The sequence below is a fragment of the Citrobacter sp. RHBSTW-00887 genome, assembly GCF_013728095.1.
In the GTDB taxonomy this organism is placed as follows: domain Bacteria; phylum Pseudomonadota; class Gammaproteobacteria; order Enterobacterales; family Enterobacteriaceae; genus Citrobacter; species Citrobacter braakii.
The window spans coordinates 2,059,049-2,085,051 of the sequence record NZ_CP056267.1 but is presented as its reverse complement, the minus strand read 5'-3'; the positions used below and the strand labels follow the sequence as shown (position 1 = coordinate 2,085,051).

At 50.9% G+C, this 26,003-nt stretch carries 23 protein-coding genes; all 23 read right to left on the bottom strand.

Features of this window, described 5'->3' with window-relative positions; all coding sequences use genetic code 11:
• Nucleotides 1-5: 5 nt before the first annotated feature.
• On the bottom strand, nucleotides 6-869 hold the full coding sequence (gene rfbA / locus HV314_RS09810; RefSeq protein ID WP_181547929.1) for a glucose-1-phosphate thymidylyltransferase RfbA: 864 nt from the start codon (nucleotides 867-869) through the stop codon (nucleotides 6-8).
• Nucleotides 869-1,954 carry a dTDP-glucose 4,6-dehydratase gene (gene rfbB / locus HV314_RS09805; RefSeq protein WP_181547928.1) on the bottom strand — a complete coding sequence of 362 codons (1,086 nt, stop codon included), beginning with the start codon at nucleotides 1,952-1,954 and terminating at the stop codon, nucleotides 869-871. The genes rfbA and rfbB overlap by 1 nt, the downstream gene beginning before the upstream one ends.
• 372 nt (nucleotides 1,955-2,326) lie before the next feature.
• A complete protein-coding gene (gene galF / locus HV314_RS09800; RefSeq protein ID WP_181547927.1) occupies nucleotides 2,327-3,220 on the bottom strand; it encodes a GalU regulator GalF in 894 nt (297 codons plus the stop codon).
• 236 nt (nucleotides 3,221-3,456) lie between these two features.
• Nucleotides 3,457-4,452, bottom strand: coding sequence for an SDR family oxidoreductase (locus HV314_RS09795; protein ID WP_181547926.1), 996 nt, complete (start codon nucleotides 4,450-4,452; stop codon nucleotides 3,457-3,459).
• 148 nt (nucleotides 4,453-4,600) lie between these two features.
• Nucleotides 4,601-5,995 (bottom strand): colanic acid biosynthesis protein WcaM, encoded by a 1,395-nt coding sequence (wcaM, locus tag HV314_RS09790; protein WP_181547925.1) that lies wholly within the window; start codon nucleotides 5,993-5,995, stop codon nucleotides 4,601-4,603.
• Nucleotides 5,996-6,006: 11 nt separating this feature from the next.
• Nucleotides 6,007-7,227 (bottom strand): colanic acid biosynthesis glycosyltransferase WcaL, encoded by a 1,221-nt coding sequence (gene wcaL / locus HV314_RS09785; RefSeq protein WP_181547924.1) that lies wholly within the window; start codon nucleotides 7,225-7,227, stop codon nucleotides 6,007-6,009.
• A complete protein-coding gene (gene wcaK, locus HV314_RS09780) occupies nucleotides 7,224-8,504 on the bottom strand; it encodes a colanic acid biosynthesis pyruvyl transferase WcaK (RefSeq protein ID WP_003841813.1) in 1,281 nt (426 codons plus the stop codon). The genes wcaL and wcaK overlap by 4 nt, the downstream gene beginning before the upstream one ends.
• 23 nt (nucleotides 8,505-8,527) lie before the next feature.
• The gene (wzxC, locus tag HV314_RS09775; RefSeq protein ID WP_181547923.1) at nucleotides 8,528-10,006 is read right to left on the bottom strand and encodes a colanic acid undecaprenyl disphosphate flippase WzxC; all 1,479 of its coding nucleotides are present in this window, start codon (nucleotides 10,004-10,006) and stop codon (nucleotides 8,528-8,530) included.
• 1 nt (nucleotide 10,007) lies between these two features.
• Nucleotides 10,008-11,402 carry an undecaprenyl-phosphate glucose phosphotransferase gene (wcaJ, locus tag HV314_RS09770; RefSeq protein WP_003844315.1) on the bottom strand — a complete coding sequence of 465 codons (1,395 nt, stop codon included), beginning with the start codon at nucleotides 11,400-11,402 and terminating at the stop codon, nucleotides 10,008-10,010.
• Between the two features lie 54 nt (nucleotides 11,403-11,456).
• Nucleotides 11,457-12,827, bottom strand: coding sequence for a colanic acid biosynthesis phosphomannomutase CpsG (gene cpsG / locus HV314_RS09765; RefSeq protein WP_115489779.1), 1,371 nt, complete (start codon nucleotides 12,825-12,827; stop codon nucleotides 11,457-11,459).
• A gap of 135 nt (nucleotides 12,828-12,962) precedes the next feature.
• Nucleotides 12,963-14,399: a mannose-1-phosphate guanyltransferase gene (gene cpsB / locus HV314_RS09760; RefSeq protein WP_138828835.1), complete on the bottom strand. Its 1,437-nt coding sequence runs from the start codon at nucleotides 14,397-14,399 to the stop codon at nucleotides 12,963-12,965.
• A 2-nt stretch (nucleotides 14,400-14,401) separates the two neighbouring features.
• On the bottom strand, nucleotides 14,402-15,625 hold the full coding sequence (gene wcaI / locus HV314_RS09755) for a colanic acid biosynthesis fucosyltransferase WcaI (protein ID WP_181547922.1): 1,224 nt from the start codon (nucleotides 15,623-15,625) through the stop codon (nucleotides 14,402-14,404).
• Entirely contained in the window at nucleotides 15,622-16,101 is a 480-nt protein-coding gene (locus HV314_RS09750; RefSeq protein WP_016150604.1) for a GDP-mannose mannosyl hydrolase, read from the bottom strand. The genes wcaI and HV314_RS09750 overlap by 4 nt, the downstream gene beginning before the upstream one ends.
• A gap of 2 nt (nucleotides 16,102-16,103) precedes the next feature.
• Nucleotides 16,104-17,069, bottom strand: a complete 966-nt coding sequence (gene fcl / locus HV314_RS09745; RefSeq protein WP_137348119.1) for a GDP-L-fucose synthase — start codon at nucleotides 17,067-17,069, stop codon at nucleotides 16,104-16,106.
• 2 nt (nucleotides 17,070-17,071) lie between these two features.
• Complete coding sequence (gene gmd, locus HV314_RS09740; RefSeq protein ID WP_088903297.1) at nucleotides 17,072-18,193, bottom strand: GDP-mannose 4,6-dehydratase; 1,122 nt, start codon at nucleotides 18,191-18,193, stop codon at nucleotides 17,072-17,074.
• Between the two features lie 24 nt (nucleotides 18,194-18,217).
• The gene (gene wcaF / locus HV314_RS09735; protein ID WP_181547921.1) at nucleotides 18,218-18,772 is read right to left on the bottom strand and encodes a colanic acid biosynthesis acetyltransferase WcaF; all 555 of its coding nucleotides are present in this window, start codon (nucleotides 18,770-18,772) and stop codon (nucleotides 18,218-18,220) included.
• A gap of 9 nt (nucleotides 18,773-18,781) precedes the next feature.
• Nucleotides 18,782-19,528, bottom strand: a complete 747-nt coding sequence (gene wcaE / locus HV314_RS09730; RefSeq protein ID WP_019077134.1) for a colanic acid biosynthesis glycosyltransferase WcaE — start codon at nucleotides 19,526-19,528, stop codon at nucleotides 18,782-18,784.
• Between the two features lie 5 nt (nucleotides 19,529-19,533).
• On the bottom strand, nucleotides 19,534-20,751 hold the full coding sequence (wcaD, locus tag HV314_RS09725; protein ID WP_016153589.1) for a colanic acid polymerase WcaD: 1,218 nt from the start codon (nucleotides 20,749-20,751) through the stop codon (nucleotides 19,534-19,536).
• Nucleotides 20,726-21,943, bottom strand: coding sequence for a colanic acid biosynthesis glycosyltransferase WcaC (gene wcaC, locus HV314_RS09720; protein ID WP_181547920.1), 1,218 nt, complete (start codon nucleotides 21,941-21,943; stop codon nucleotides 20,726-20,728). The genes wcaD and wcaC overlap by 26 nt, the downstream gene beginning before the upstream one ends.
• The gene (gene wcaB, locus HV314_RS09715) at nucleotides 21,940-22,428 is read right to left on the bottom strand and encodes a colanic acid biosynthesis acetyltransferase WcaB (protein ID WP_181547919.1); all 489 of its coding nucleotides are present in this window, start codon (nucleotides 22,426-22,428) and stop codon (nucleotides 21,940-21,942) included. The genes wcaC and wcaB overlap by 4 nt, the downstream gene beginning before the upstream one ends.
• Nucleotides 22,429-22,430: 2 nt before the next feature.
• Nucleotides 22,431-23,273: a colanic acid biosynthesis glycosyltransferase WcaA gene (gene wcaA / locus HV314_RS09710; protein WP_016153592.1), complete on the bottom strand. Its 843-nt coding sequence runs from the start codon at nucleotides 23,271-23,273 to the stop codon at nucleotides 22,431-22,433.
• Between the two features lie 120 nt (nucleotides 23,274-23,393).
• Complete coding sequence (wzc, locus tag HV314_RS09705; protein ID WP_181547918.1) at nucleotides 23,394-25,556, bottom strand: tyrosine-protein kinase Wzc; 2,163 nt, start codon at nucleotides 25,554-25,556, stop codon at nucleotides 23,394-23,396.
• A complete protein-coding gene (wzb, locus tag HV314_RS09700; protein WP_016156925.1) occupies nucleotides 25,553-26,002 on the bottom strand; it encodes a low molecular weight protein-tyrosine-phosphatase Wzb in 450 nt (149 codons plus the stop codon). Before wzb ends, wzc begins: the two co-directional genes overlap by 4 nt.
• Nucleotide 26,003 lies beyond the last annotated feature (1 nt).

The window sequence follows — 26,003 nt, the reverse complement described above, 5'->3', positions numbered from 1 at the left end:
GACTCTTATTTGACGAGATTTAACAAGTAGTTACCGTAACCAGTTTTAGATAAATTGTTGCCAATAGACTTAACCATTTCTTTATCTAACCACCCTTGGTTGTATGCAATTTCTTCGAGGCACGCAATTTTAAAACCTTGCCGTTTCTCGACAGTTTGCACAAACTGTGATGCCTCAAGTAACGAGTCATGCGTACCGGTATCCAGCCATGCAAAACCACGACCTAGCTGTTCAACTTTCAGTTCACCCATTTCAAGATATTTTTGGTTAACACTAGTTATTTCAAGTTCGCCCCGCTCCGAAGGCTGTACTTTCTTAGCAATGTCAACAACACGATTATCATAAAAATAAAGGCCCGTAACTGCCCAATTTGATTTTGGCGCTTTTGGTTTCTCTTCTATGGATATTGCATTAAAATCTTTATCAAATTCAACGACCCCAAAACGTTCCGGATCCATAACTTTGTAACCAAACACTGTCGCACCATTAATGTGTTCGACTGCGTGCTTGAGTTGTTTACCAAAAGACTGACCAAAGAAGATGTTGTCACCTAGCACCAAGCAAACACTATCTTCACCGATAAAATCTTCACCCAAAATAAATGCCTGAGCGAGCCCATCTGGAGTGGGTTGAACCTGATACTGTAAATTGATACCAAACTGATTACCATTGCCAAGAATACGTTTGAAGCTTGCCTGATCTTCCGGAGTTGTAATCAATAAAATGTCGCGAATCCCGGCCAGCATCAGCACCGACAGTGGATAATAAATCATAGGCTTGTCATAAATTGGTAATAACTGTTTAGACGTACCCAATGTAATAGGATGCAAACGCGAGCCGGAACCACCTGCAAGAATAATGCCTTTCATTACTTATTATCTCCATATTGTTTTGAAAGCCATGAAACATATGCTCCACTTTTTACATTGCTTACCCACGATTCATTAGATAAATACCACATAACCGTTTTACGAATACCACTCTCGAAGGTTTCTTGAGGATGCCAGCCTAGCACATTACCAATTTTAGTTGCATCAATCGCATAGCGGCGGTCGTGTCCAGGGCGGTCAGCAACGTAGGTCAGTTGATCGCGGTAAGAACCCTCTTTAGGCACAATCTCGTCCAGTAGATCGCAAATAGTATATACCACATCCAGGTTATTCTTCTCGTTATGACCACCGATATTGTAGGTCTCACCGACTACACCCTGGGTCACCACGGTATACAGTGCTCGGGCATGATCTTCAACATAGAGCCAGTCGCGAATCTGATCGCCTTTACCATAGATAGGCAATGCCTTACCTTCCAGCGCATTAAGAATCACCAGCGGAATCAGCTTTTCAGGGAAATGATACGGCCCGTAGTTATTGGAACAGTTGGTGACAATCGTTGGGAAACCATAGGTACGTAACCATGCGCGAACCAGGTGATCGCTGGATGCCTTAGAAGCAGAATACGGGCTACTCGGCGCATATGCTGTCTTTTCCGTAAACAGGGGCAACACGCTACCGGCAGAGACTTCGTCCGGGTGTGGCAGATCGCCGTATACTTCATCCGTGGAGATATGGTGGAAACGGAACGCCGCTTTCTTTTCCGCATCCAGAGTGTTCCAGTAACTACGAGCGGCTTCCAGTAATACATAAGTACCGACGATATTCGTTTCAATAAAAGCTGCTGGCCCAGTAATAGAGCGATCAACATGACTTTCTGCCGCCAGATGCATTACCGCATCTGGTTGATGAGTGGCAAAAATGCGCTCCATTGCCGCTTTATCACAGATATCCGCATGCTCGAAGTGATAGCGGTGACTTTCGCTGACTTCAGCAAGGGACTCAAGGTTACCGGCATAGGTTAGTTTATCGACATTAACAACGGTATCCTGAGTATCTTTAATAATATGACGAACAACTGCAGATCCAATGAAACCCGCCCCACCAGTAACAAGTATTTTCACGTTTTAATTCCGAATATCGTTTATATGACTACTATTAAAATGCTGGTATACAATGCCTGCGTCTGGATATTTACGCACGCTACCGCCCCTGGCCTTACAGCAACCAGAGCACTACTTGATGGATAAAGATGTAACCAGCCCCGCCAGCTTTCGCAAAGCACGCTAAATTCAAACGCTAATTGTCTTACCAAACGCGGCCAGAAACAAGGAAAAATCTAATCAAAAGCAGATTAAACTTAGTAGGTTAAGTTGTTGTTATCCATTGTTTTTAAAATAAAAAGCGACAGTAACACCCCATAGCATAAAGCATAAATACAGGGATGTTATCTGCCGCTATTTTTCAGGCTTTCCGTAGCAAAAGCTTGTAAATATCTACTCGCTAAGAAGCTTCTCAATGCTCTTACGGAACTTCGGCCCTTCCTTCAGGTTACGCAGACCATACTTAACAAACGCCTGCATGTAGCCCATTTTTTTACCGCAGTCGTAGCTGTCACCGGTCATCAGCATGGCATCAACAGACTGTTTTTTAGCTAACTCCGCGATGGCATCCGTTAACTGAATACGCCCCCAGGCACCTGGTTCTGTTTTTTCCAGTTCTGCCCAGATATCAGCAGAAAGCACGTAGCGCCCTACTGCCATCATATCGGAATCAAGCGTTTGCGGCTGGTCAGGTTTTTCAATGAATTCAACGATACGGCTGACTTTACCTTCGTTATCCAAAGGCTCTTTGGTCTGAATAACCGAGTACTCAGACAGATCGCCATCCATGCGTTTAGCCAGCACCTGACTACGCCCGGTTTCATTAAAACGAGCAACCATGGCAGCCAGGTTGTAGCGCAGTGGATCAGCGCTTGCGGTATCAAGAACGACATCAGGGAGTACCACGACGAACGGGTTATCCCCAACAATTGGGCGAGCACATAGAATTGAATGACCCAGACCCAGCAACTGAGCCTGACGAACATTCATGATAGTCACGCCCGGAGGACAAATAGACTGCACCTCGGCTAATAACTGACGCTTAACACGCTGCTCAAGCAACGATTCGAGTTCGTAAGAGGTGTCGAAGTGGTTCTCAACCGCGTTCTTAGACGCATGAGTTACCAGAACGATTTCTTTGATACCTGCAGCTACAATTTCGTCGACAATGTATTGAATCATCGGCTTGTCTACGATCGGCAGCATCTCTTTAGGGATTGCCTTCGTGGCTGGCAACATGTGCATCCCCAGACCCGCTACCGGAATAACTGCTTTGAAGTTAGTCATTCTCTCTCCTACCTCTTAACGGCTAATAAAGTATAGACTTTAGCCGTACGTTAGCCAGTATTGCTGGCTCCATCCTCAACACGAAATAACCAGGTTGAGGTAAACCGAATGCAAACTCTACACTTCACCAGCACCGAGGTGAACTCGGATTCCTCGGAAACGTATAGATAGAGTCGTTTTTATATCATTCCGAAAAGCCGTAGTTAACTGAGCCCCTGATACTCTACTAACCGCAATCATTCTGATACAAATGTGATGTCATCTTTCTTATCGTGCAAAAACTCATATTTTAAAGTGCGATCCAGCCCCTGAGACAATGTGTAAGGAGCGACAAAACCAGAAGAGTGAACTTTTGTTGCATCGAACTGCGTGGTGGCACAGAACTTCTTCACGCGCACAGAGCTAACTGCATATTTTTTACCCGTCACTTTGCCCAAAATATCAAAGCAATAACCGCCTAACATGCCTAAAGCGTAAGGTAAGTGCGCTGAGGGGATTTTTTTACTTAAGCTCTGTTCAACTTCAGTAACCAGTTGATTCATATTCAGATCAGGTTTATCAACGTAATTATAAACTTCATAACCAGCCGCCACATTCTTCAGTTTATACTTGATAAACTCAACAATATTTCCGACATAAGCCATTGATTTATAATTCGTACCTGCCCCAACCATCATAAACTTACCGCCAGCGATCTGCTTCAACAGATTATAAACGTTACCGCGGTTGCGTTCGCCAAAGATAACCGTTGGGCGGATAATGGTCAGCGAGCGTTCATTAGGCGCTTTGGCATGCCATTCACGCAGGACTTCTTCAGCTTGCCACTTACTTTTACCGTAGTGGTTGAAGGGATCATGAGGATGATTTTCATCAGGGTTGGTTTTGTTCAGGCCATAAACTGCGACAGAACTGGTGAAAATTATGTTCTTAACATCATTTTTCTCCATAGCGGTCAACACATTACGCGTCCCCTGAACATTCACATCATAGTAGAGTGAAGTAGGGCTGACATCATCACGGTGTTCAGCCGCTAACAAAACGACTGTGTCATAGCCTGAAAGCGCCTGATCCAGAGCTTGTTGATCACGGACATCGCCAATCTGTGTAATTTGTGGGTAGAAATGGCTCTGTTGTTTATCCAGATTCTTGATATCAAAATCGGTAATTGCCGTTTCCAGAAGTCTGGTCCCCACGAACCCGGAGGCACCGATAAGCAAAACTTTATCGTTCATAAATCACTTTGTCTGTTCGTTACACGAGAAACATATGATAAAGATGAGCGTCTTCCCTGAGTAGTCAATGCTGCTCAGCCCCAGCTTTAACAGTAATTGTGTGATTATAATCTTTTAGCCAATGATATCCAGTAAGATTATAGTGGGGTTACCTCCCCTGCCCCAGCAGCCGAAAATTCACCGCTTCTACATTCACTACCTGATGGTTTATACGGTCGATGTCAACTGAACTTTGCCCAGCTTCGTTTACTGCATGTACGTTGGCCAGTGAGAGTAATGTGTCCTGCCTGGCCATAAACTTACCGCGTACGTCCTGGCGCAGATCGAAGTGCATCTTAAGTGCGGGACCCGTAGCCGATTGCTGCATCACCCTGATGTTACGTAAAAAAAGGTGCTGCGGTTGGTTGTGCAACTCAAGCGTGGCATGCTTCATCTCCACGTTGGTGATGGCCACGAATGACGTTGCATTACCAGAGGAGATCTGAATTCCGCGTAATTTGTATTCACGTTTGGTGTTATCGAGATGGATATTATTTAGCTTAAAGTTTTGTGGAATGGATAAATATCGACCTTTGATGACGCCATAACCAATGAGCATACCTGCGCTGTTCTCCATATTGATATTATCGATCACGAAGTTATCACATCCATAAATAGCAACCGTCGCATTATCAATGCCCGCTTTCTTACTGAAATCCGGTGTGATATTTCGCGCGGTAATATTACGAATGATAAAATGCTTGCCGTTCTCCACATGAACTAACTGCCGACAGTCGGTACCGGTGATGTTCGCCACCACGAAGTTTTTTACCGCCAGTTCATCGGGATAGCTATTGTCATAGGTACTGCCCGCCAGCCCGATACCGATGCCCCAGTTCACATTGCCATTGGTACAGTTAATACGTTCAATGACGTGGTCAGAAATGAGGATGTTGCTGTCGTTGATAGCCACATTCCACTCAATGGCATCTCCCTGCAGATCGCTAAAACGGCAGTTTGTAATCTTTACGCCATCCATTCGGTTATGAAAACCCTGACGCAAAATCCCATAGTTAGCGCGTGTGACAGTAATATCATTGATAATCAGATTACGCATCAGCCTTGAAGTTTTACCGCCGATATAGATTTGCGTCACCGGACCGAAACCGCTCATGGCAATCCTTTTTATTACACAGTCCGAACCACGTACATCCAGGGTAACGTTCTTCAGGCTCCCGCCTTGCTCGCCCACCACTTTGCATCCATCCTGCAGAATAAAGCGCCCACGACCATTGCCACTTATTCGCCCTTGTATGAAGAGCGTTTTGCCTGGCGGAATAACAATAGCAGTATTGAGATCCTTACATTCCAGGCCTTTTGGTACGACGACCATTTGCCCTTCTTTGAACGCCTGCCTGAAAGAGGCCACCCAATCCTGTGGGTTGTAATCCTGAATGTTGACGCTGCCCGATGATTCAAGCGCGCGAACAACGGGAGAATGCAGCATGACAAGCGCAGAGCCCGCCGTCAGAAAAGTTCGGCGTGAGAGTTTGTTCTCTGACATACAACCTCGATTTACATCGTTTGCAGCAGACTGGCTAACTGTTTATTGATAGCTAACTGATTAAATTCATTTTCAATTTTTTCACGCGCACACTGAACAATCGACTGTACCTGCTCACTGTCGAGCAGGCTAAATGCCGCTAAACGCTCTGCCAGTGCCTGCGCGTCGTTTTCCGGTGCCAGCCAGCCTGATTTACCCGACTCGACCAGCTCCGGGATCCCGCTGTGAACGGTGGAAATCACCGGAATACCCACCGCCATTGCCTCCATCAGTGCCACCGGGATCCCTTCCATATCGCCGTCTCTTCCGGTGATCGAAGGCAGCAAAAATACATCCGCCTGTTCAAGCATCTCCTTTACCTGATGACTGGGCTTAAAGCCGGGCATCTCAATAACGTCATCGAGTTGATATTGCTCGATCAGCGTACGTAAACGACGCTCCCAAGGGCCGATACCCAGAATTCGATAACGAAATGAAACGCCCTGCTCTTTTAACTGACGACAAGCTTCGATGGCGAGGTGCAGTCCTTTTTTCTCGGTTAACCGGGCAACAGAGATTATTTCCAGCGGTGTAGTTGGCGATTTCAACTGGCGTGGCGTAAAGCGTGTCATATCGATTCCCATACGCGAGACGGCAATTTTTTGCGGCGGGCATCCCATGTTTTTTAAACGTCCGGCCCAGAGATTGCTGATGGGCAACATTAAATCACCGCGTTGAAACAGCTGCTGATACTCAGGGGTATAGCGGGCCAAAACGCCCCGGTGCGAAACATCAATCCCATGAAATACCGTGGCGATTTTTCCGCGGATCATCCCAAGCTCACGCAGCTTGGCGGCCGTTACGCCTGCGGGCCCAAAATGAGCAATAAAGACATCCGCCTCAAACGCTTGCGGATTCCCGCCGCAAATAGCTGCCAAAATCAGATTGCGCGCCTCATCGCCATAGCGTGCAACATTGAGCGCTTTCCAGGTCGCTGCGCGGGTAATACCGTGCAGAGCCGCCGCTGCCCTATATTTCAGTTTCGCCAGTTTGCTTTCCGGTTCATTCAGCAACCAGCGAGTTTTTTCACCCAGACGGTAGGTATTAAAGGAGGCATGAGTATTTTCAAGATCGCCCTTCTGCAAAGCGACAATCTCCACGTCGTAGCCCATATCGATAAATGCGGTTATCTGATTGAGTACAAATGTCTCGGAGGAGAGCGGAAATTTAAGCAGGAAAAAACCAATCTTCATTTATCCCCCTCAATACGCGTTAAAACCGACTGCACCATGCGTACCCCACGTTCGCGTTCGCGCATAACCGCGTCGCCGAGACGTATGCGCAGCTCAGGTAACTGTCCGAGAGTATCGGCAACCTTCCCTTCGAGACCGCCATCGAGAAGATGACGAATATCAACAGCCATCTCCGGTAACCCCAGTTGTTGCATGATCCCGGCCGATTTGTGCTCGTAGTTAATGGCGATGGCAGGCGTCATAAAATTCATCGAGATGATGGCAGAATGCAAGCGAGTCCCCACCGTCAGATCGCAGGCGCCCAGAATCTTCCCCATCTCCAGATCGTTAAGTTCATCCATCACCACGTGATATCGGGCCGGATCGTTAACATACTGGCGCAGGTTTAACGCCACCATGCGGTCATCTTTGTTGTAACTATCAATACCGGTGCAAGTTGACAGCGCTATCACCTGGTAACCTTCGTCGAGGATGCGGTTCACCACCCCGGAAAAGGCTTGCTCATAGGCCTGCTGCGTTGTCCCCAGACGCTTATCAAAAGGAGCCAGCTCACGCAATGTAATGGCAACGGTCTTCTGTTTAGCCGCCATGTCTAACCAGTGCTGTACCGCATAACCTGGCTCAAAATCCTCATGATGGTTGTCAACCAGCCAGGCCGTATCCACGCCAGTTTCGACTTTATCCGTGGTAATTGCGCTGCGCTTCATCAGATCCAGACTGACGGATTCACGTAAAATCAGCGCATTACAGTGACCAAACACGTAGTTCGCGAGTTGATTAAACTGCTCATCCTGGAATGGCCCCACGCTGTGACCAATCATGTACAGCGGTTTTTTCGCCATAAACGAACACAGGGCATGTTCAAACTGCGGCACGCCATACAGATCGACAAAGAACGATCCGCCGACCTGGATGATGGCGTCATAGCGCGACAGCAGACGGACAAAATCGGTAAAGCCCTGGGCGATAGCGATATTGCGCAGATTACCGGAATCGGTAACACGCGAGAGCAGTACCTGATGCTGATAGCGACGACGCAGCACTTTCTTCACGCGCCCCATAACACCCGCTGCGTTGTTATGTTGCTTCATCTGCAAATACAGCGGGTCGCCCATCACCGGGCGGTTTAACAACCACGAAGAGCTCACCGGGTAACGACTCATCACATCCACTTCGGTCTCGGGACGCAACGCGTTAATGGCATCCAGCAAACCGCGCAGGATCGCGCTATCCCCTCGGTTCCCGCAGGTATGGTTGCCTAAAATTAGTAATTTCATTATGACCTCTTAAAACGTTGTTCTTATCCCGCACGGAGCAAGGTTTTCATTTTTTCACTGCGACAGAATTGGCGTTTTATTTCCACCACCAGCGGATGGCGCGACAGCACAATCATTAGCGCAAACACCACTGCTCCTGCCGCTATCTGGATCCCCAGCAGCGCGCTTAATGGCACCTGGTTGCGCAGGGTTAAGCCCAACGCATAGCTCACCACAAGGGTTGGTAAGGAGAGATACAACGGCAGCCACAGGCTGAGCATGTACTGACGGTAGCTGGAGCCAAGAACAGGTTTGATCATCACGAAGTAGCTGAGGATCGTGTTAATCACCTGGACCAACAGAAAGCCCAGCGTCACGCCAATCGCCCCCGCCAGATGACCGCCAATGAAAATGGCAGGAATAAACAAAAAGGTTTTGAACACATTGAATTTGAAGCTGATATCGACCCGGGCTTTCGCCATCAAGAGCGATCCTATTGGATTCCCCACCGAGCGCAGCAGACCCACAATGCACAATAGTTGCAGGACCGGAATAATGCCGTTCCACTTCTCGCCAAACACCAGCGGCACCACGTTGTCCGACACCACCATTAATCCCAGTAGCGCCGGGAAGTTGATAATCCCAACCACTGACAGCAGCTTGTAAAAATTCACCCGTAGTTTTTCGCTGTCGTCCTGGATTTTGGCAAACGCCGGAAACAGCACGCGGGTGATAATCGGGTTCAGTTTGATCGGCGGGACAACCGCCACGTTCCAGGCGAGATTGAATCCGCCCGCCACGCCAGCTCCCAACGTGCGGGCTAAAACCAGCGTGGAAAGGTTGGTATTGATGTAATTGATGATGCTGTCTGCCGTCAGCCATGCGCCAAAACGCAGGTTCGACGAAACGGATGCCAGCGAAAAATGTAGCCCCGGACGGTAAATCCGGCGGCCAAAATAGCCGAACAGCAGCGTACGTAGCGTACTATTCACCAGATACCCAAGAATGGCCGTCAGCGCGAGCGGCCAGAAATGGGCGCTGACCACGGTAAAGGTAAATCCAGCCAGCACCGAACTGGTTTCAATCATGCCAATTTTGTTGAAGGCCAGCTCTTTTTGCATCAGCGCGCGAAACTGCTGCCCGTGCGGTATCACCACAAACGCCAGTGATAAGGTTTTGATGAGCGGTGCCAGTTCTGGGTTATTGAGCACATGGGCAATCGTCTCGCTCAGCAGAAACATCGCCACGCATACCACGATACCCAGCCCAACGTTTAGCCAGTACAGCGTCGTCAGCTCCAGATAACCAATCTCTTTGCGTTGAATAATTGAGTTGGCGATACCGAAATCCGACAGCGTATCGGCCAGCGCTATGATCACCAGCGACACGGTTAACAACCCGAACTGGTGGTTATCAATAATTCGCGCCAGGACGGTCATCTGAATAAGTCCGAGCCCAATAATGATCACCGTGGCAATCGCCGACCACTTTGCGCCATTAAGCGTTTTTTCTCGTAAGCTCATGTTAATACGCCGCTTTGTTAACAAAGCCTTTGAATATCGTCAGAAAAACAATTTTGATATCGAACCACACGCTCCACTCGCGAATGTATTCGAGGTCAAACTCCACACGTTTCTCCATTTTTTCCAGCGTATCGGTTTCACCGCGCCAGCCGTTGATTTGCGCCCAGCCGGTAATACCCGGTTTCACCTTATGGCGTAACATGTATCCCTCAATCAGTTGGCGGTACTGTTCGTTATGCGCCACCGCATGCGGACGTGGTCCGACGATAGACATCCCCCCGGTGAGCACGTTAATAAACTGCGGCAGTTCATCAAGCGACGTCCGACGCAGGAAATTCCCCACAGGAGTAACGCGCGGATCGTTTTGCGTCGCCTGCGTCACCACCGCATCGTTCTCCATCACTTTCATTGAGCGAAACTTCCAGACTTTGATCGGCTTCCCATCCATGCCATAGCGAGTCTGGCGGAAAATCACCGGTCCTTTGGAAGTCAGTTTTACCAGTAGCGCTATGCCACACAGCACCGGGGAAATAAGCAGCAGGATCAGTGAAGCCAGCACGATATCTTCCGCGCGTTTTAACAGACGATTAATCCCCGAGAGTGGCGTGTCATACAGCGGCACCACCGGAATGCCGTTCATCTCTTCAATCCGGGAATGCAGAATGTTGAAGGTAAAGACATCAGGAATTAGGATCACTGAACAGGTGGTATCGGCCAGCTCGCGCACTAATTTTTTGACGCTGGCACCATCGCTCATCGACATAGCGATATAAACGTTATGGATGCGTGAGGCTTTGGCGTCATCCACCAGTTGTTGCAGATTACCGGCCCAGTCGCGGGAGTTTTTTCCAGGGATAGGGTCGTGATATATACCTGCTACTTCAAACCCCAGCCACGGTTCATGGCGAAAACTGTCCAGTAGCATTTGTCCAGCTGGCAGGTCCCCTGCCACTGCCACCCGGCGAGTGTTGTAACCGCGATTACGCAGCCATCCCGCGCCGTAGCGAATAAACGAACGACTCAACACCAGGCCAACGCTGGATAGCAGATACCACGCCAGCCAGACGGCGAGACGGTTATCAAAATCATTATTAAAGGCGATCAGACCTGCGCAAAAAATCAGGCTTAGCGTCCAGTTTTGCAGCAACAGCACCAGCTCAGTGGTAATTTTGACACCACGCCAGGAGCGATAAAAATCCGTTATGCCACCGAGCATCTGAAAAACGACCAGAGTGATCAGCGCCACCAGCAGGTGCATGTACAGGAAAGGCAAACCGCTTAATTCGCAGATTACCCACAACCCGCCAAACATGATGGTGATATCTGAAAAGCGTTGCACCATCGAAATTAACGACGCATTGGTTTTGGCGCGCTCGCGCTTCTTTAGATGTGTCATCGTGGTTCCTGTTAGTCACCCTTTGCCCAGAATCGGGCAAAGGAAGCACCAGCATTACTGATTCAGTAACGCCAGAAGAGTGCGCGTTCGCGCTTCCATCAACGGAATATCTCCGCGCGATTCCACGTTCAGGCGCACCACCGGTTCGGTATTGGAAGAGCGTAAATTGAAGCGCCAGTCGACAAACGACATGCTGATACCGTCCGTTCTGTCCACCGTCAGCGCCTCACGGGAAAAATGCTGCTCCACGCGCGCAATCGCTGCAGCCGGCTCTGCCAGCGTGCTGTTTATTTCACCACTCGCCGGGTAGGCCACCATCCGGTCGCGGACCAGTTCGCCCAGCGACTGCCCTTTCAGACACAGCAGCTCCGCCACCAGCAGCCACGGGATCATGCCGCTGTCACAATAGGCAAAGTCACGGAAATAGTGATGCGCACTCATTTCACCGCCGTAGACGGCATCTTCGTGGCGCATCCGCTCTTTGATAAACGCGTGTCCGGTTTTTGACATCACCGGTTTACCGCCTGCCGCCGTCACCACGTCCACGGTGTTCCAGGACAGACGCGGGTCGTGGATAATCTTCGCCCCCGGATTCTTCTCCAGAAACGCCTCCGCCAGCAGGCCGACAATGTAGTAACCCTCAATGAACTGACCTTTTTCATCGAACAGGAAGCAGCGGTCAAAATCACCGTCGAAGGCAATCCCCATATCTGCGCCGTGTTCAATCACCGCGTTGCGCGTGTCAGCCCGACATTCCGGCAGCAGAGGATTGGGAATACCGTTGGGGAAGTTGCCATCCGGCGTATTGTGGATTTTGATGAACTCGACCGGCACGCCCAATGTTTTAAAACGGGCTTCAATGGCGTCAACCACCGGACCTGCCGCGCCGTTGCCGGAATTGAGCACCAGCTTCATCGGTTTCAGTTTGGCGGGATTGATGTAACCCAGCAGGTGGTCAATGTAGGCATCACGGATAGTAATACGCTGATAGCGGCCACGTTTTGTCTCATCAACCGCCGGGAAGTCGTTGGCTTCCGCCAGGCGCTGTACGTCGCGCAGACCGGTATCACCGCTGATGGGCCGTGCCCCTTCCCGCACCAGCTTCATGCCGTTGTAATCCATCGGATTATGGCTGGCGGTCACTTCAATACCGCCGTCAATACCCAGGTGGAAGGCGGCGAAATAAATCTCTTCGGTACCCGACATGCCAATATCCAGCACATCCACCCCCGCATCCTGTAGTCCTTTCGCCAACGCCAGCTTTAGCGTCTTGCTGGTCAGGCGCACATCACCACCGAGGACAATCGTTTTTGGCTTCAGGAACTCGCCGTAAGCGCGGCCAATACGCCACGCGATATCTTCATTCAGCTCTTCGCCCAGCCTGCCGCGAATATCGTAGGCTTTGAAACAGGTTAATTTCGTCATGATTTACCCTTCTTCAGGCAACAGGAGGCCCTGACTCTTAATGAGCCTTTTAATGAGTGTTAAATGCATTTCCCGGCGCGCTTCGCTTACCGGGCCTACGGTGTTGTAGGCCGGATAAGCGCGGCGCATCCTGCATCAGGCACGCCCGTATCTGTCCGCAAACCGCACCACATCATCCTCATCGAGGTAAGATCCGGAGCGCACTTCAATCAGATCGAGCGGGATTTTCCCGGGATTCTCCAGACAATGGGTCGCCCCAAGCGGAATATAGACAGACTCGTTTTCAGCGAGCAGTTTGATGTCATCATTGATCGTCACTTTCGCGGTACCGGCCACCACTACCCAGTGTTCAGCCCGGTGATGATGCATCTGCACGGACAATCCTTCACCGGGTTTAACGGTAATTCGCTTCACCTGGTAACGGTCTCCGGCATCAATGGAGTCGTACTTGCCCCACGGACGGTAAACTTCACGGTGAATATGGTGTTCATGTCGTCCGTCAGCTTTAATTTGCTCCACCACTTTTTTGACGTCCTGCACCGCGTTGCGATCGGCGATCAGCACCGCATCTTTGGTCTGCACCACCACCAGATCCTTCACCCCGACGGTCGTCACCAGGCCAGATTCGGCATACACGTAGCTGTTTTCCGTTTTGTGGCTAATGACGTCGCCATGATGCACATTGCCTTCGGCGGTATGGGCGCTGATTTCCCACAGCGATGACCAGGAGCCAACATCGCTCCAGCCTGCGTTCATGGGCATTACCACCGCATCGGCCGTACGTTCCATTACCGCATAGTCCACAGACTCTTCCGGACAGGCGAGAAACGCCTGTTCATCAACGCGGATAAAATCGAGATCGGGGTCGACCGTACTCATGGCATTCGCACAAGCCTCAAGAATGTCGGGGCGGTACTTTTCCAGTTCTTCCAGGTAACGTCCGGCGCGGAACAAGAACATGCCGCTGTTCCAGTAGTAATCGCCGTTCGCCACATAAGCCTGCGCGGTTTCCAGATTGGGTTTTTCAACAAACTGCGCCACTTCGAACGCCACGGCGTCGGTATTCGTTGGCGAAACCACGCCACGGCGGATATAGCCATAGCCCGTTTCCGGCTGGTCCGGCACGATACCAAACGTCACCAGCTTACCCGCACTGGCATAGGGCATTGCATTGCGAACCGCCTCGCGAAAAGCCTCTTCGTCGGCAATCATGTGATCGGCCGCCAATACCAGCAGCAGCGGATCTTCCTCCAGGCTTTGACGTTTTGCCGCCAGTGCGGCCAATGCTATCGCCGGTGCCGTGTTACGTCCGGCGGGTTCGAGAATAATGTTCTCAGTCAGCTTATGCAGTTGCCGTAGCTGTTCCGCGACGATGAAACGGTGTTGTTCATTACAGATAACCACCGGGCTTTCACACTCCACGCCGTTCAGACGACAGATCGTTGTCTGCAGCATAGTGAGATCACCTTTCAGGCACAGGAACTGCTTTGGATACAATACGCGGGACAGAGGCCATAAACGGCTACCCGAGCCACCGGCCATCACTACCGGAAAGAGTTTGCTTTGACTCATCATTAACCCCGAATATCAGCAATAAATTGGCTAAGCACGTTATCTTTATCCAGCGTGCGTTCAGCATAGTCACGTGCCACCGTATTGACTTTTGGCATCCTCAACGCCTGTTGGATACCGCAAACCAGCGCGTTTACCGATTCCGGCTCCACGCATACTGCGATGCCTGGAACAATGTTACAGAGTTGCCCCAGCTCGGTTTCCGGCTCGGCGGTAATCACCGCGTTACCACCAACGGCGAGGATATTGGTCAGTTTGGAAGGCAGTACGGCATCCGCCGCACCGCGCTTTTGTACCACCAGATGACAGTCCGCCATTTTGAGCAGTGCAGGCAGCGCGTCATAAGATTGCAGCGGAAAGAACATCACATTGTTCAGGCCGCGTTCGCTGGCCATATTCTCCAGCCGCGCTTTACCCCCGCCCTGCCCGACAATCACAAACAGCCAGGGCCGCTCGCTCAACAAGGCCGCTGCGTCGATTACACTCTCCAGCCCTTGCTTTTCACCAATATTGCCAGAGTAGAGAATGATTTTTTTTCCATCAGGCAAGCCCAGTTGCTGGCGCAACGCCAGAGCATCGGCGGCGTCCACATCGCGAAAACGCGCTACTTCTGACCAGTTCGGAAAGAAAATAACCTTCTGTGCATCAACGCCCTTTTCCTGTGCTTTATTCATCATTGAGCGAGAAATGGTCGAAATATGATCCATATTCAACAGCCCACTGCGCTCAAAGGCGCTGGCCAGTTTTGCCACCATGCCGCGCTTGCCTTTGCCCGCCATGCCAAGTCCCAACATGGCATCAACTTCGTAATCCTGAATATGCAGTAGCGTGCGCGCCCCGGACAGCTTCGCCAGCAGGCGCATTCCCGGCGTACAAAACAGCGTCGGTACTACCCCAATGATGCGATCCGGCTTCCAGCGGCGCTGCGCCAGCAGCGGGAAGAAACTGCTCAGGGCGAAACTGCCTAAATGCAGTAGACGCTTGAGCGTGGAGGGCTGCTCAGGCACATACAGCGGGCAACGCCAGACGATGGCATCGCCCTCTTCACGACGGTAGCGCCAGGATGAATAGCGACCGTTGACTTTCCACTGCGGATAATAAGGCGGCGCAGTGATCACCCGTACGTCATGCCCCTGTTGCGCCATCCACTCCACCATTTCACCGGTGTATTTACCGATACCGGTCAACTCCGGCGAATAGTTGATGCCATACACAAGGATCTTCATAGCCCGGGTGCTCCGGCCTGACTCTTCTCACAGAAGTAAGCCCGGCTGTTGTCGTGCACGTGGTCACTGGCCAGAATCTCTTCAATTGCCAGCCAGCGGTACGCGTCATGTTGAACGTCAGGCAGTTGCAGGTCGTTTTCCGACACCCGCAGACGAAATCCCAGCACGATGTAATGCGTTGAGAAATCTTCCCCGGAAAAGTTGTCGTCATAGAAGTGCTGCCAGACACCGTAAAACTGCGCAGCGGACAGCGGTAAACGTAACCCCAGCTCAGCTTCAGTAAGCCGCTCAAAGGCCGCGTGCAACGGTTCATCTTTTTGCACCCGACCGCCGGGCACAAACCAGTACCCCTGCGCAGGACGATTGAGGCGCTTGCCAAGCAGAAATTCACCGTGGGCGTTTTCCACGATCAAATCGATGGAAATCAGCGGAGTTGAACGTACAACGGTGGCAAAATCCTCATGACGTAAAAACATGCTTACCCCCGGTAACGCTGCTGGTTTTCAAGAAACCACTGATATGTACTGGCAAGTCCCGCTTGCAGAGATATCTCGTGATACCAGCCCAACTGATGCAGACGCGTAACGTCAAGCAATTTGCGCGGCGTGCCGTCCGGTTTGCTGGCGTCAAACACCACGCGCCCCTTGTAACCCACGACCTCCGCAATAGTCTGCGCCAGTTCACGGATGGTGCAGTCCACGCCGGTCCCCACGTTGATATGCGACAGCATCGGCTGGGTATATTCCTGCCAGACTTCGCGATCCAGTTCCATCACATGAATGCAGGCCGCTGCCATATCGTCGACATGCAGGAATTCACGCATTGGCGTCCCGCTGCCCCATACCACCACATCCGGCGTATTTTGCTCGCAAGCTTCATGAAAGCGGCGCAGCAGCGCCGGGATCACATGCGAATTACTCGGATGAAAGTTGTCATGCGGCCCATACAGATTGGTCGGCATCACCGAGCGATAATCACGGCCATACTGTCGGTTATACGATTCACACAGCTTGATACCGGCAATTTTGGCAATCGCATACGGCTCATTGGTCGGTTCAAGTGTCCCCTGCAACAGTTCACTCTCGGCGATTGGCTGGGTAGCTTGCTTGGGATAAATACAGGATGACCCGAGAAACAACAGTTTATTCACGTTATGCAGATGTGCAGCATGAATAATGTTGCTCTCAATCATCATATTTTCATAAATAAAATCAGCAGGATAAGTATTGTTTGCCACAATCCCTCCTACTTTTGCCGCCGCCAGATAAACCTGGTCAATACGTTCAGCGGCAAAAAACACCTGCACCGCACTGGCGTCCAGCAGATTAAGCTGGTCGCGGGTACGCAGCACCAGCTCCACATTATTTCGCTGCGACAATTGTCTGACGATGGCGGCCCCCACCATCCCGCGATGGCCCGCCACAAAAATACGTTGTGTCTTCATCCTCAGTACTCCAGCGCGATGGCGACCTCGTAACCGTGCGACTTAAGCAGGGAATGTTTCTTCGCCGCAGCAAGATCGTTAGCAACCATTTCCGAGATCATCTGGCGCAGCGTGATTTCCGGTTTCCAACCCAGTTTTTCATGTGCTTTGGCCGGATCGCCCAGCAGCGTTTCCACCTCAGCCGGACGGAAGTAGCGCGGGTCAACGGCAATCATGACATCGCCTGGCTTCACGCCCGGCGCATCATGTCCGGTCACGGAAACCACGATGCCTTTTTCATTCACGCCCTCACCTTCAAAGCGCAATTTAATCCCCAGCTGAGCAGCCGCCATTTCTACAAACTGGCGCACGGAATACTGCACGCCGGTGGCAATCACGAAATCTTCCGGCTTATCCTGCTGCAGCATCATCCACTGCATCCTGACGTAATCTTTGGCATGCCCCCAATCGCGCAGTGAATCCATGTTGCCCAGGTACAGGCAAGACTCCAGCCCCTGAGCGATGTTGGCGATCGCCCGGGTAATTTTGCGAGTGACAAAGGTTTCGCCGCGGCGCGGAGACTCGTGGTTAAACAGAATGCCGTTACAGGCATACATCCCGTAAGACTCACGGTAGTTGACGGTTATCCAGTAGGCGTACAGCTTAGCAACGGCATACGGTGAACGCGGATAGAACGGCGTGCTCTCTTTCTGCGGGATTTCCTGAACCAGACCGTACAGCTCAGAGGTAGACGCCTGATAAAAACGGGTCTTTTTTTCCAGACCAAGGAAGCGGATCGCCTCCAGCAAGCGCAAGGTGCCGATCGCATCAACATCTGCGGTGTATTCCGGTGAATCAAACGACACCGCAACGTGGCTCATGGCACCCAGGTTATAGACTTCATCCGGTTGGACTTCCTGTAAAATACGGGTCAGATTGGAGGAGTCCGTCAAATCGCCATAGTGCAGATGAAATTTGGGATTGCCTGAATGCGGATCCTGGTAGATGTGGTCCACACGTTCGGTGTTGAATGATGAAGCGCGACGCTTAATACCGTGTACTTCGTACCCTTTTTCCAGCAGGAGTTCTGCCAGGTAAGAACCATCCTGCCCGGTTACGCCAGTAATGAGAGCGACTTTTGACATGTTATAACCTCTTCAGTGATCCCCTCAGGGAGTAACTTTCTCGACGCGTTCGCGCGTGACTACTGCGGGATTTCCCCGACAAATGACATTTGCTGGCAGCGATTTAAATACGCTGCTTCGTGCTCCGACGACGGTGCCATCGCCAATCGTCACGCCAGGCGCGACAAAGACATCTGTCGCCAGCCAGCATTTATCACCAACTACAATTGGTGTGGCGTTAATATCAAAATGTTGACTGGCGTAATCATGACTCCCGGTGCATAAATAACTTTTTTGCGAAATAACCGCGTGCGCACCAATCGTAATATCACCCAGCGTATATAAAACCGCGTCATCACCCACCCAGGAATAATCTCCCAGGGTTAATTTCCACGGATAAGTAATTTTTACTGAAGGTCGAATAACTACGTTTTTTCCTATTTTTGCGCCAAACATTCGCAATAAAAACGCACGCCAGCGATACATTACCTGCGGGGACCAGCGAAATAATGTGGCTTGCACTGCCCACCATAATTGCACTTTAATGGCACCGCCGCCGCGAAAACCTCCCGGCACGTTGAAGCCGCTTAAATCCTGCATAATGTACCCTTACGCTTTTCCATATAAGGTTTTTGTTTTACCAGTTGTGCGCAGACGTAAATATTCTGACAACCCGGTCCAAAAACCTGGCATGTGTAATATCTGGCGCTGTACCTTTTTTGCATCCCGGCACAATTCCAGATTATTCGTCGTTGACACCCCACCCATGGAAAACTCTGACACCAGCCCGCTCAGCTTTTTAAACGCGTAACCTGACTTGTATAATTTGGCTGCCAGCGCGTAATCAGACGATATCTTATATTGCAAATCATAGCGCCAGACATTCAGTCCAGAGAGAGGAAAGAAGATGGCCTGATGGCTGGCGGGAAGGCTGTGATAAATATACCAACCCGGCTTGGCCCGCCGCTTAATTTTGTTACCATTACCGAAATCCAGCAACGCATCGCCAATGACCATCGCTTTATCGCTCTGCGTTTTTAGCTGGCGGATAAAATGAGCCGCATCTGCATGCAAAATATCCCCGGAGTTGAGGAACAGCGCAAACCGCCCTCGCGCCATAGCGATACCTTTGTTCATTGCATCATAGATGCCCTTATCCGGCTCGCTGACAAACCGTAACCGGTGCTCTCCACTGAGCCCTTCAAGAAAGGCCGAGGTACCGTCAGAGGAGCCGCCATCAACAACAATCCACTCAAAACTGATATCACCCGCCTGCGCCAGATGAGCTAACGACGCGTGAGTTTTGACGATCCCTTCCAGATTACGAAAGGCGACGGTAATAATACTGAGCAGCATGCGTTCTACCTCGCTATATTCAGCGCCTTGCGCAAAATAAACGGACATACAATTAAAAATGCGTATTCCGGACTAAATACTGAACCTGTAAAAAACAGCGACAGCGGCGTAAAAAGATAAAGCTGCACCCGATAATTCTGATTATCACCAAACGCATTGATCATCATCTTCATGACTTTCCCCATGTACCATAGGGCTAATATCACCGCGAACCATGAGAAATAAATAATCAGCAGATACAAGCCATTGTCTATCGTTTTACCAACATCTGCACCGTTAAAAATTCCGAATGACGCAACATATTCATAAAGTGAGCCGAATCTCACTACCCCATCAACGTTAAGTAACGAATAACCGACCATTACTAATGGTCCCACGATACGATAATACGATGATGAGCCTTCAGTTCCTAAATCTCCAAGCCGTGTCGCGATGTACGGAAACGCAAATATCACACCAACGACAAACACGCTTAATGAGATTATCGCCAGCGGCAACTTCTTTTTTATCGCATCTTTATTCAGATACTGGAACGCCCACTCCAGGAGGTAAAACAAAATAAATGTCATTACCCCTGAAAACGATCCTGATAATATTATCCCTGCCAGAATCATAGCATCGGACTTAGGCGTTTTGATACCAAACTGTTTGATACTGAGCCAAATTGAGATTAACGCCAGAGCGAAGAATGCCGGTTCGAAATAGAGTGCAGTGGTACGCTTCCCACCAAACTTAATAAAGTTCAGAACATAGCTATTACTGTAAATAAGATATTTCGAAATAACTTCCATTAAACTGCTGCCGCCACTAAGAATTATCTGCGCCATTTCCACCGCAGCTAACCCCACCACCAGGCCCACAACCAGCCAGAAAAAACGCAAGATCTTAATGTAGTTATGCGGCGAAATGGTTTTGAAGCGAATACTCCACACCATACCGATAATCACCACGGTATAGACAAACAGCATTGCGGACGTCACGTACTTGCTGGCATCCAGTGATTGTCCGAACAGATAGTTAAACGCCGTCAGTCCGCCCCCCACACCCAGCGCAATCATTAATTTTTTAATATTGATGCGCTCGACAAACAGCAACAGCAGAACGGGCAAAAACGTGACGATAGTTATCGGGAAGCTCTCGCCAAGCTGGGCGAGTTTGACGTTAACCAGCAGATAAAGCAGCGGTAGCACCAGATAGCTACAGATTCTGATAGAACGAGACATACTCCTCCAGCATCTGTTGCCCACTGTATGCCACCCGGCTGCGCTGGCTGAACGCGGCAAGCGACGTGTCAAATACCGCCTGCGCAATGTCTGATCTTTTCAGTTGCACCAGGTGCAAAACGTCCGCTTCGCTGAACGTTTTGCCGCCCGATTTCGCCAGCACTTCCTGCGCGGCATCGCTGTGCGTAGCTAACACCGGTACGCCGATGGAAAGCGCTTCGCACAGAATCAGCGGGTAGTTATCAACGCGCGAGCTGAACACCAGCCCATCCATCTCGTTAAGCGCGCTCATCAACGTGCGCTTATCGCTCTCAAACCCGTGATTGATGACGTTATCCCCGACAAACGGGGAAAATTTGCCGAAGGTATGCAGCTCAATTTTGTCTCCGAGCGCAATCATCGCTCGCACCAGTTGCTGACTGGTTTTTCCGTCATAGCGCAGGTCATGAGCCACTACGGCGATTTTCGGTCTGCCGCTTTCCTCATGCTTAGCGGGAAGTTCGGCAAGAATGGCTTCCGTTGCCACATCGATGCCGTTGTTAATAATGCGGCAACGACCGGCGCCATACAGACTGTTGAATGCGTCGGCCACATGCTGACTGGGCGAGATGAACTGGCAGCCCAGCGCCAGCATGGCGCGAAACATCTGCCGTTTACCAGGCAACTGTTGATGGGCTTTATCGATTTTTACCGGCGGATAGTTACTGAGCGTTGGACATTTCTGACAGCCCGTTTTCCAGCTTTCGCAGCCATCGGTAAAGGCACAGCGCCCGGTCACGCTCCAGTGATCGTGCAGCGTCCAGACAAAGATGATATCCGGTTTATGCGCCTTCACTTTTTGGCAAAAGGCGACCACCTCTTCCAGATTCAACCAGTAGCTGTGCAACACATGAAAATGCAGTACCAGCGGGCCGGAAGTGCGGGTTACCGTACGGTACAACTTGTCGAGATTGCCAAACATGTCGCGGTTCGCGAAACGAAACAGCGCAATGTTCGCCGCCGACGTCAGACGTGGCGTATGTTTGATAACCTGCGGGTAATTCTCGTGACTGACGCTTTTCTTACCGCCTTTGCCATAGCCGTAGACAAAACGCGACGATAGCCCTTTTTCCAGCGCCCTCAGATGCAAATCTAACGCTACGCCTGCCGCCCCGCCTTCTGCGAGCCGCACATTAAACTGTAATATCTTCATTTTGTTACCTTCACCCGTGCCTTCTCGCCCACGACCAGCGTATTGTCCGGGATGCTATCCACTACGACGCTCCCGGCGCCAATCGTCACGTTATCGCCAATGGCAACGCCGCCAAGCAGAGTGACATTGGCCCCCAGCTCAACGCCGTTACCGATGACCGGACAGGACAGATCGTTGCCGCCAAGATTGCCGATGGTGACGCCATGGCGCAGGGTGAAATCATCCCCCGCCACCACGTGTTTATTGATCACCACCCCATAGCCATGATGGATGGTGAAACGACGACCAATAGATGCAGCGGCCTGGATTTCATAGCCAAACACGCATTCAGTGATAAGGCGATACATCACCAGCACCGGCGCCGCCCACAGGTTGTTCAAGACATTTTTTTTACGCCAGACGGAGCAAAAATGGGCAATCCGATAGGCCGCCACCATGCAACAGGGTCGCAGACTCCAGCCGTTCGCGCGTAAATCTTCCAGCATACTTAGCGTCCTCGCAGTCCGTCGGCCAGGCGCTTACTATTGCGAACAGAAAGCAGCGTCAGCAACGTGCGCCAGTTCATCCGTTTATTGCGGATCTGGTAGAGGGTAAACAGCTGATATTTCTTGCTGGCCCGGTCAAATTTGCCTTTGTGCTTACGGTAGAACTGAAAGTAGCCAGAGAATTTATGCGGGGATGAGGTAATACGCATTTCACCGTGATTCACATGCAGGATCTGCGTTGCCTCTTTTACCTTCCACGGTTTGCCATACGCCACCACCATACGCAGGAAAATGTCATAATCCTGCGCCGCTTTCAGCGTGGTATCGAACAGGCATGCTTTAAACCGCCAGGCCCAGGTAAACACCTGATTACCAATAATATTGCGCTTATAAAATTTACGGCGTGAATAAACGGCCTTCGGATAGAGCGGCAAACTGGTCGGCTGCGAATATACTTCGCCTTCACAGACATAGTCATTGGCATACAGAAACGCCCGCGTCACCAGATGATGGCGATAATTGAGAAATACGCTCAGGCGGTTCGGTGTCCATTCATCATCATCATCAATACCCGTAATATATTGCCCACTGGCCTGCATGATGGCCTGATTACGCACCGCACAGGCTCCGGAGTTAGTGGGATTACGCGTATACGACACACGCGGATCGTTGAGTTCTTCAACAAATTGCTGCAGTTGCTCATACGAGGAAGAGCAATCATCCACAATGATCATCTCCCAGTGAGGATAGTCCTGGCGCAGTACCGATTTAATCGCCCGGATGGCCAGTTGCTGACGGTTCCAGGTGGGCATATAAATTGAAATTAGCGGGTTGTCTGTCGTCATTTTCGTTTCCCAGATATCCCCGTCATACTTCAAGTTGCATCTGCGTTGGCTTTCCTGCAACCCGAATTATTTAGGGTATAAATATGTTTTTGTGGGCCGCTATCCGGCAATGTTCGTAATCTATTTCGAATCCGAGGTGTACTCGTATTCGTAGTAACCGTAATCCTGATACCCGCTGGCACGGCGGAAGATCGAGTTCAGGATCACCCCTTTCACCTGAATGCCGTTTTGCTCAAAGCGACTCAGGCTGGTTTCCACCTCTTTCAGCGTGTTGACCGCGTAACGCGCCACCATCAGCGTGGTTCCAACGTGATGCCCCACGATAGCCGCGTCGGTCACCGCCAGTATTGGCGGGGTATCGATCAGCACCAGGTCATAGTGCGAGCTGGCCCATGCAATCAGTTCGCCAAAGCGTTCACTCATCAGCAGTTCGGAGGGGTTGGGGGGAATTTGTCCGCGAGGGATCAGATCAAAATGTGGAATCGATGTCGGTTTCGCGCTGGATGAGATATCCCCCTTGCCGATGAGGATCTCAGACAGACCGTTAACGTTATTGGTCCCCAGCAGCTCGTGGGTATAGCCTTTGCGCATGTCGCAGTCGATCAACAGCACGCGTTTGTTGGTCTGACTAACGACCGCCGCCAGGTTGGCGCAGACAAACGTTTTACCAATTGACGGGCTGACGCCGGTCAGCATCAAGACGTTGTTGCGCGCCTGCATCATGGCAAAGTGCAGGCTGGTACGCAGGCTGCGGACCGCTTCTATCGCAAGATCCGTCGGATTCCCCACCGCCAGCAACTGGCTTTGCTTGTAGCGTTTCACGCCTTTAATGGTTTGCACGTTATCGCGAGCTTTTTGCCATTCTGATAGTGGAATGCTGGCATACACGCTGATACCATGCTCTTCCAGCGCCTGTGGGCTTTCAATGCCGCGATTAAACAGGGAACGCAGCAATACGCCCACCACTGAAAGCATCAAACCAAGAACGATGCTGCCGAGAATAATCAGCGTCGTTTTCGGCTTCAGTACGCCTGGCTGGGCAATCGCGGGATCGACGATGCGCACATCTCCGACCGTACTGGCCTCGGTAATCTTCAGCTCCTGTTGCTTGTTCAGCAGCTGCATATAGACCTGCTGGCCGGACTCCACGTCACGCGTCAGGCGGACAATTTCCTGCTGCGTTTTCGGCATCGCCGTTACGCGCCCGTTCAGCTTGCTTTTCTCATCTTCCAGCGCCTGGCGTTTTTCCAGCAAGGTGCGGTACGCAGGGTGCGCTTTGGTGAACAGCTTGGAAATCTCCGCTTCTTTGAAGGTCAGCTCATTAAGCTGCGCATCAATATTCACCATGGAATCCAGCACCGCTTTGGCTTCCAGCGGCAAATCCACGGAGTCTTTGTCCTGACGAAAGGCATTCAGCTTGTTTTCGGCAACGTCCAGCCGGTTACGTACCTCGGGCAACTGCTTTGCCAGAAACGCCAGACTTTTGGCGGCCTCTTCAGATTTACGCTCCACGTTTTGTTGCAGATAGTTGCGGGTAATACTGTCAAGGATCTGGCGGATTTGCTCACGGTCTTCGCCGGTAAAGGTCAGGCTCAGTACGCCAGTGTCTTTGCCGGTTTCCGTCACCATCAGATTATTTTGCAAGGTGTTGATCATGCCCAGCGTGGAGAATTTGCTGACGGTAAATTGGCTCTCAGGGCTGGCATGGATCGCCTCGACCAGCATCGTCACGCCGTCATGTTTCAGCACCTGCCCAACCTGCCCCTGGGCGCTAAAACCCCCGTCACTCACCAGCTGATAACTTTTGTCATTCAGCACGCTTAGCGTGAAGGTCTGTTCATTCATTGCCTTTGGCAGCGTGAAAGTCGTCACGTTAACCGTTTCGTTCTGGCGACCCATCAACCGATCCCAACCCGCGCCAAAAATGGGGAACGTATCTTTGGTAACCGCGATATCCAGGTTGAGATCGTCTACCGTTTTCCCCAATACCAGCCGTGACTGGATGAGCTGAATTTCCGCTTCAGAGGCCGGAGGTTTGTTCGACAACGCCGAGCCAATATCCTGCACCAGTGAATTTCCGGTATTTTGCTCAATTTGCACCAGCGCGTCCGCACTGTAGATCGGAGTGGCAAATAGCGTGTAGACCGCTGCGCATAATGCAAATGCCGCAGTAATACCAAGCACCCACCAGCGGGCTTCCACCACCGTTGCCACCAGACGACCAATATCGATTTCATCATTGCCCGTTACCGGCGCAGCAGACTGTTTTACTTTTTCTGTCATTGTTTTCCCTGCTCTGCGTTCAGTGCCTGAGCCCATTGGCGTGCAGACCGTTCAAGTAATGCGTACACCGCGTCAAACGCATCACGGCTTTTACGATACGGATCGGGAATTTCGCGCTCGCTGTCCCAGTGACCAAACAACATCACTTTGCCGCGCATCTCCGGCACCATTTCACACAGGGCAGAGATATGGCGTTTTTCCATGGTCAGGATCAGGTCATACTCCCGGCACATTCGTCCCGAGATCTGCCGGGCACAATGATTCTCCAGTGACAGGTTGTGCGCCTGCGCCACGCTGATGGCGCACGGGTCCGCGCCTTTGCCTACCAACGCTCCGAGGCCGGCAGAAGAGACCGTCAGCGCCGGGTGAAATTGCCTTAACAAGCGCTCTGCCGTCGGAGAGCGGCAAATGTTCCCCACACAGACAACTAAGATTTTGTTAAACATG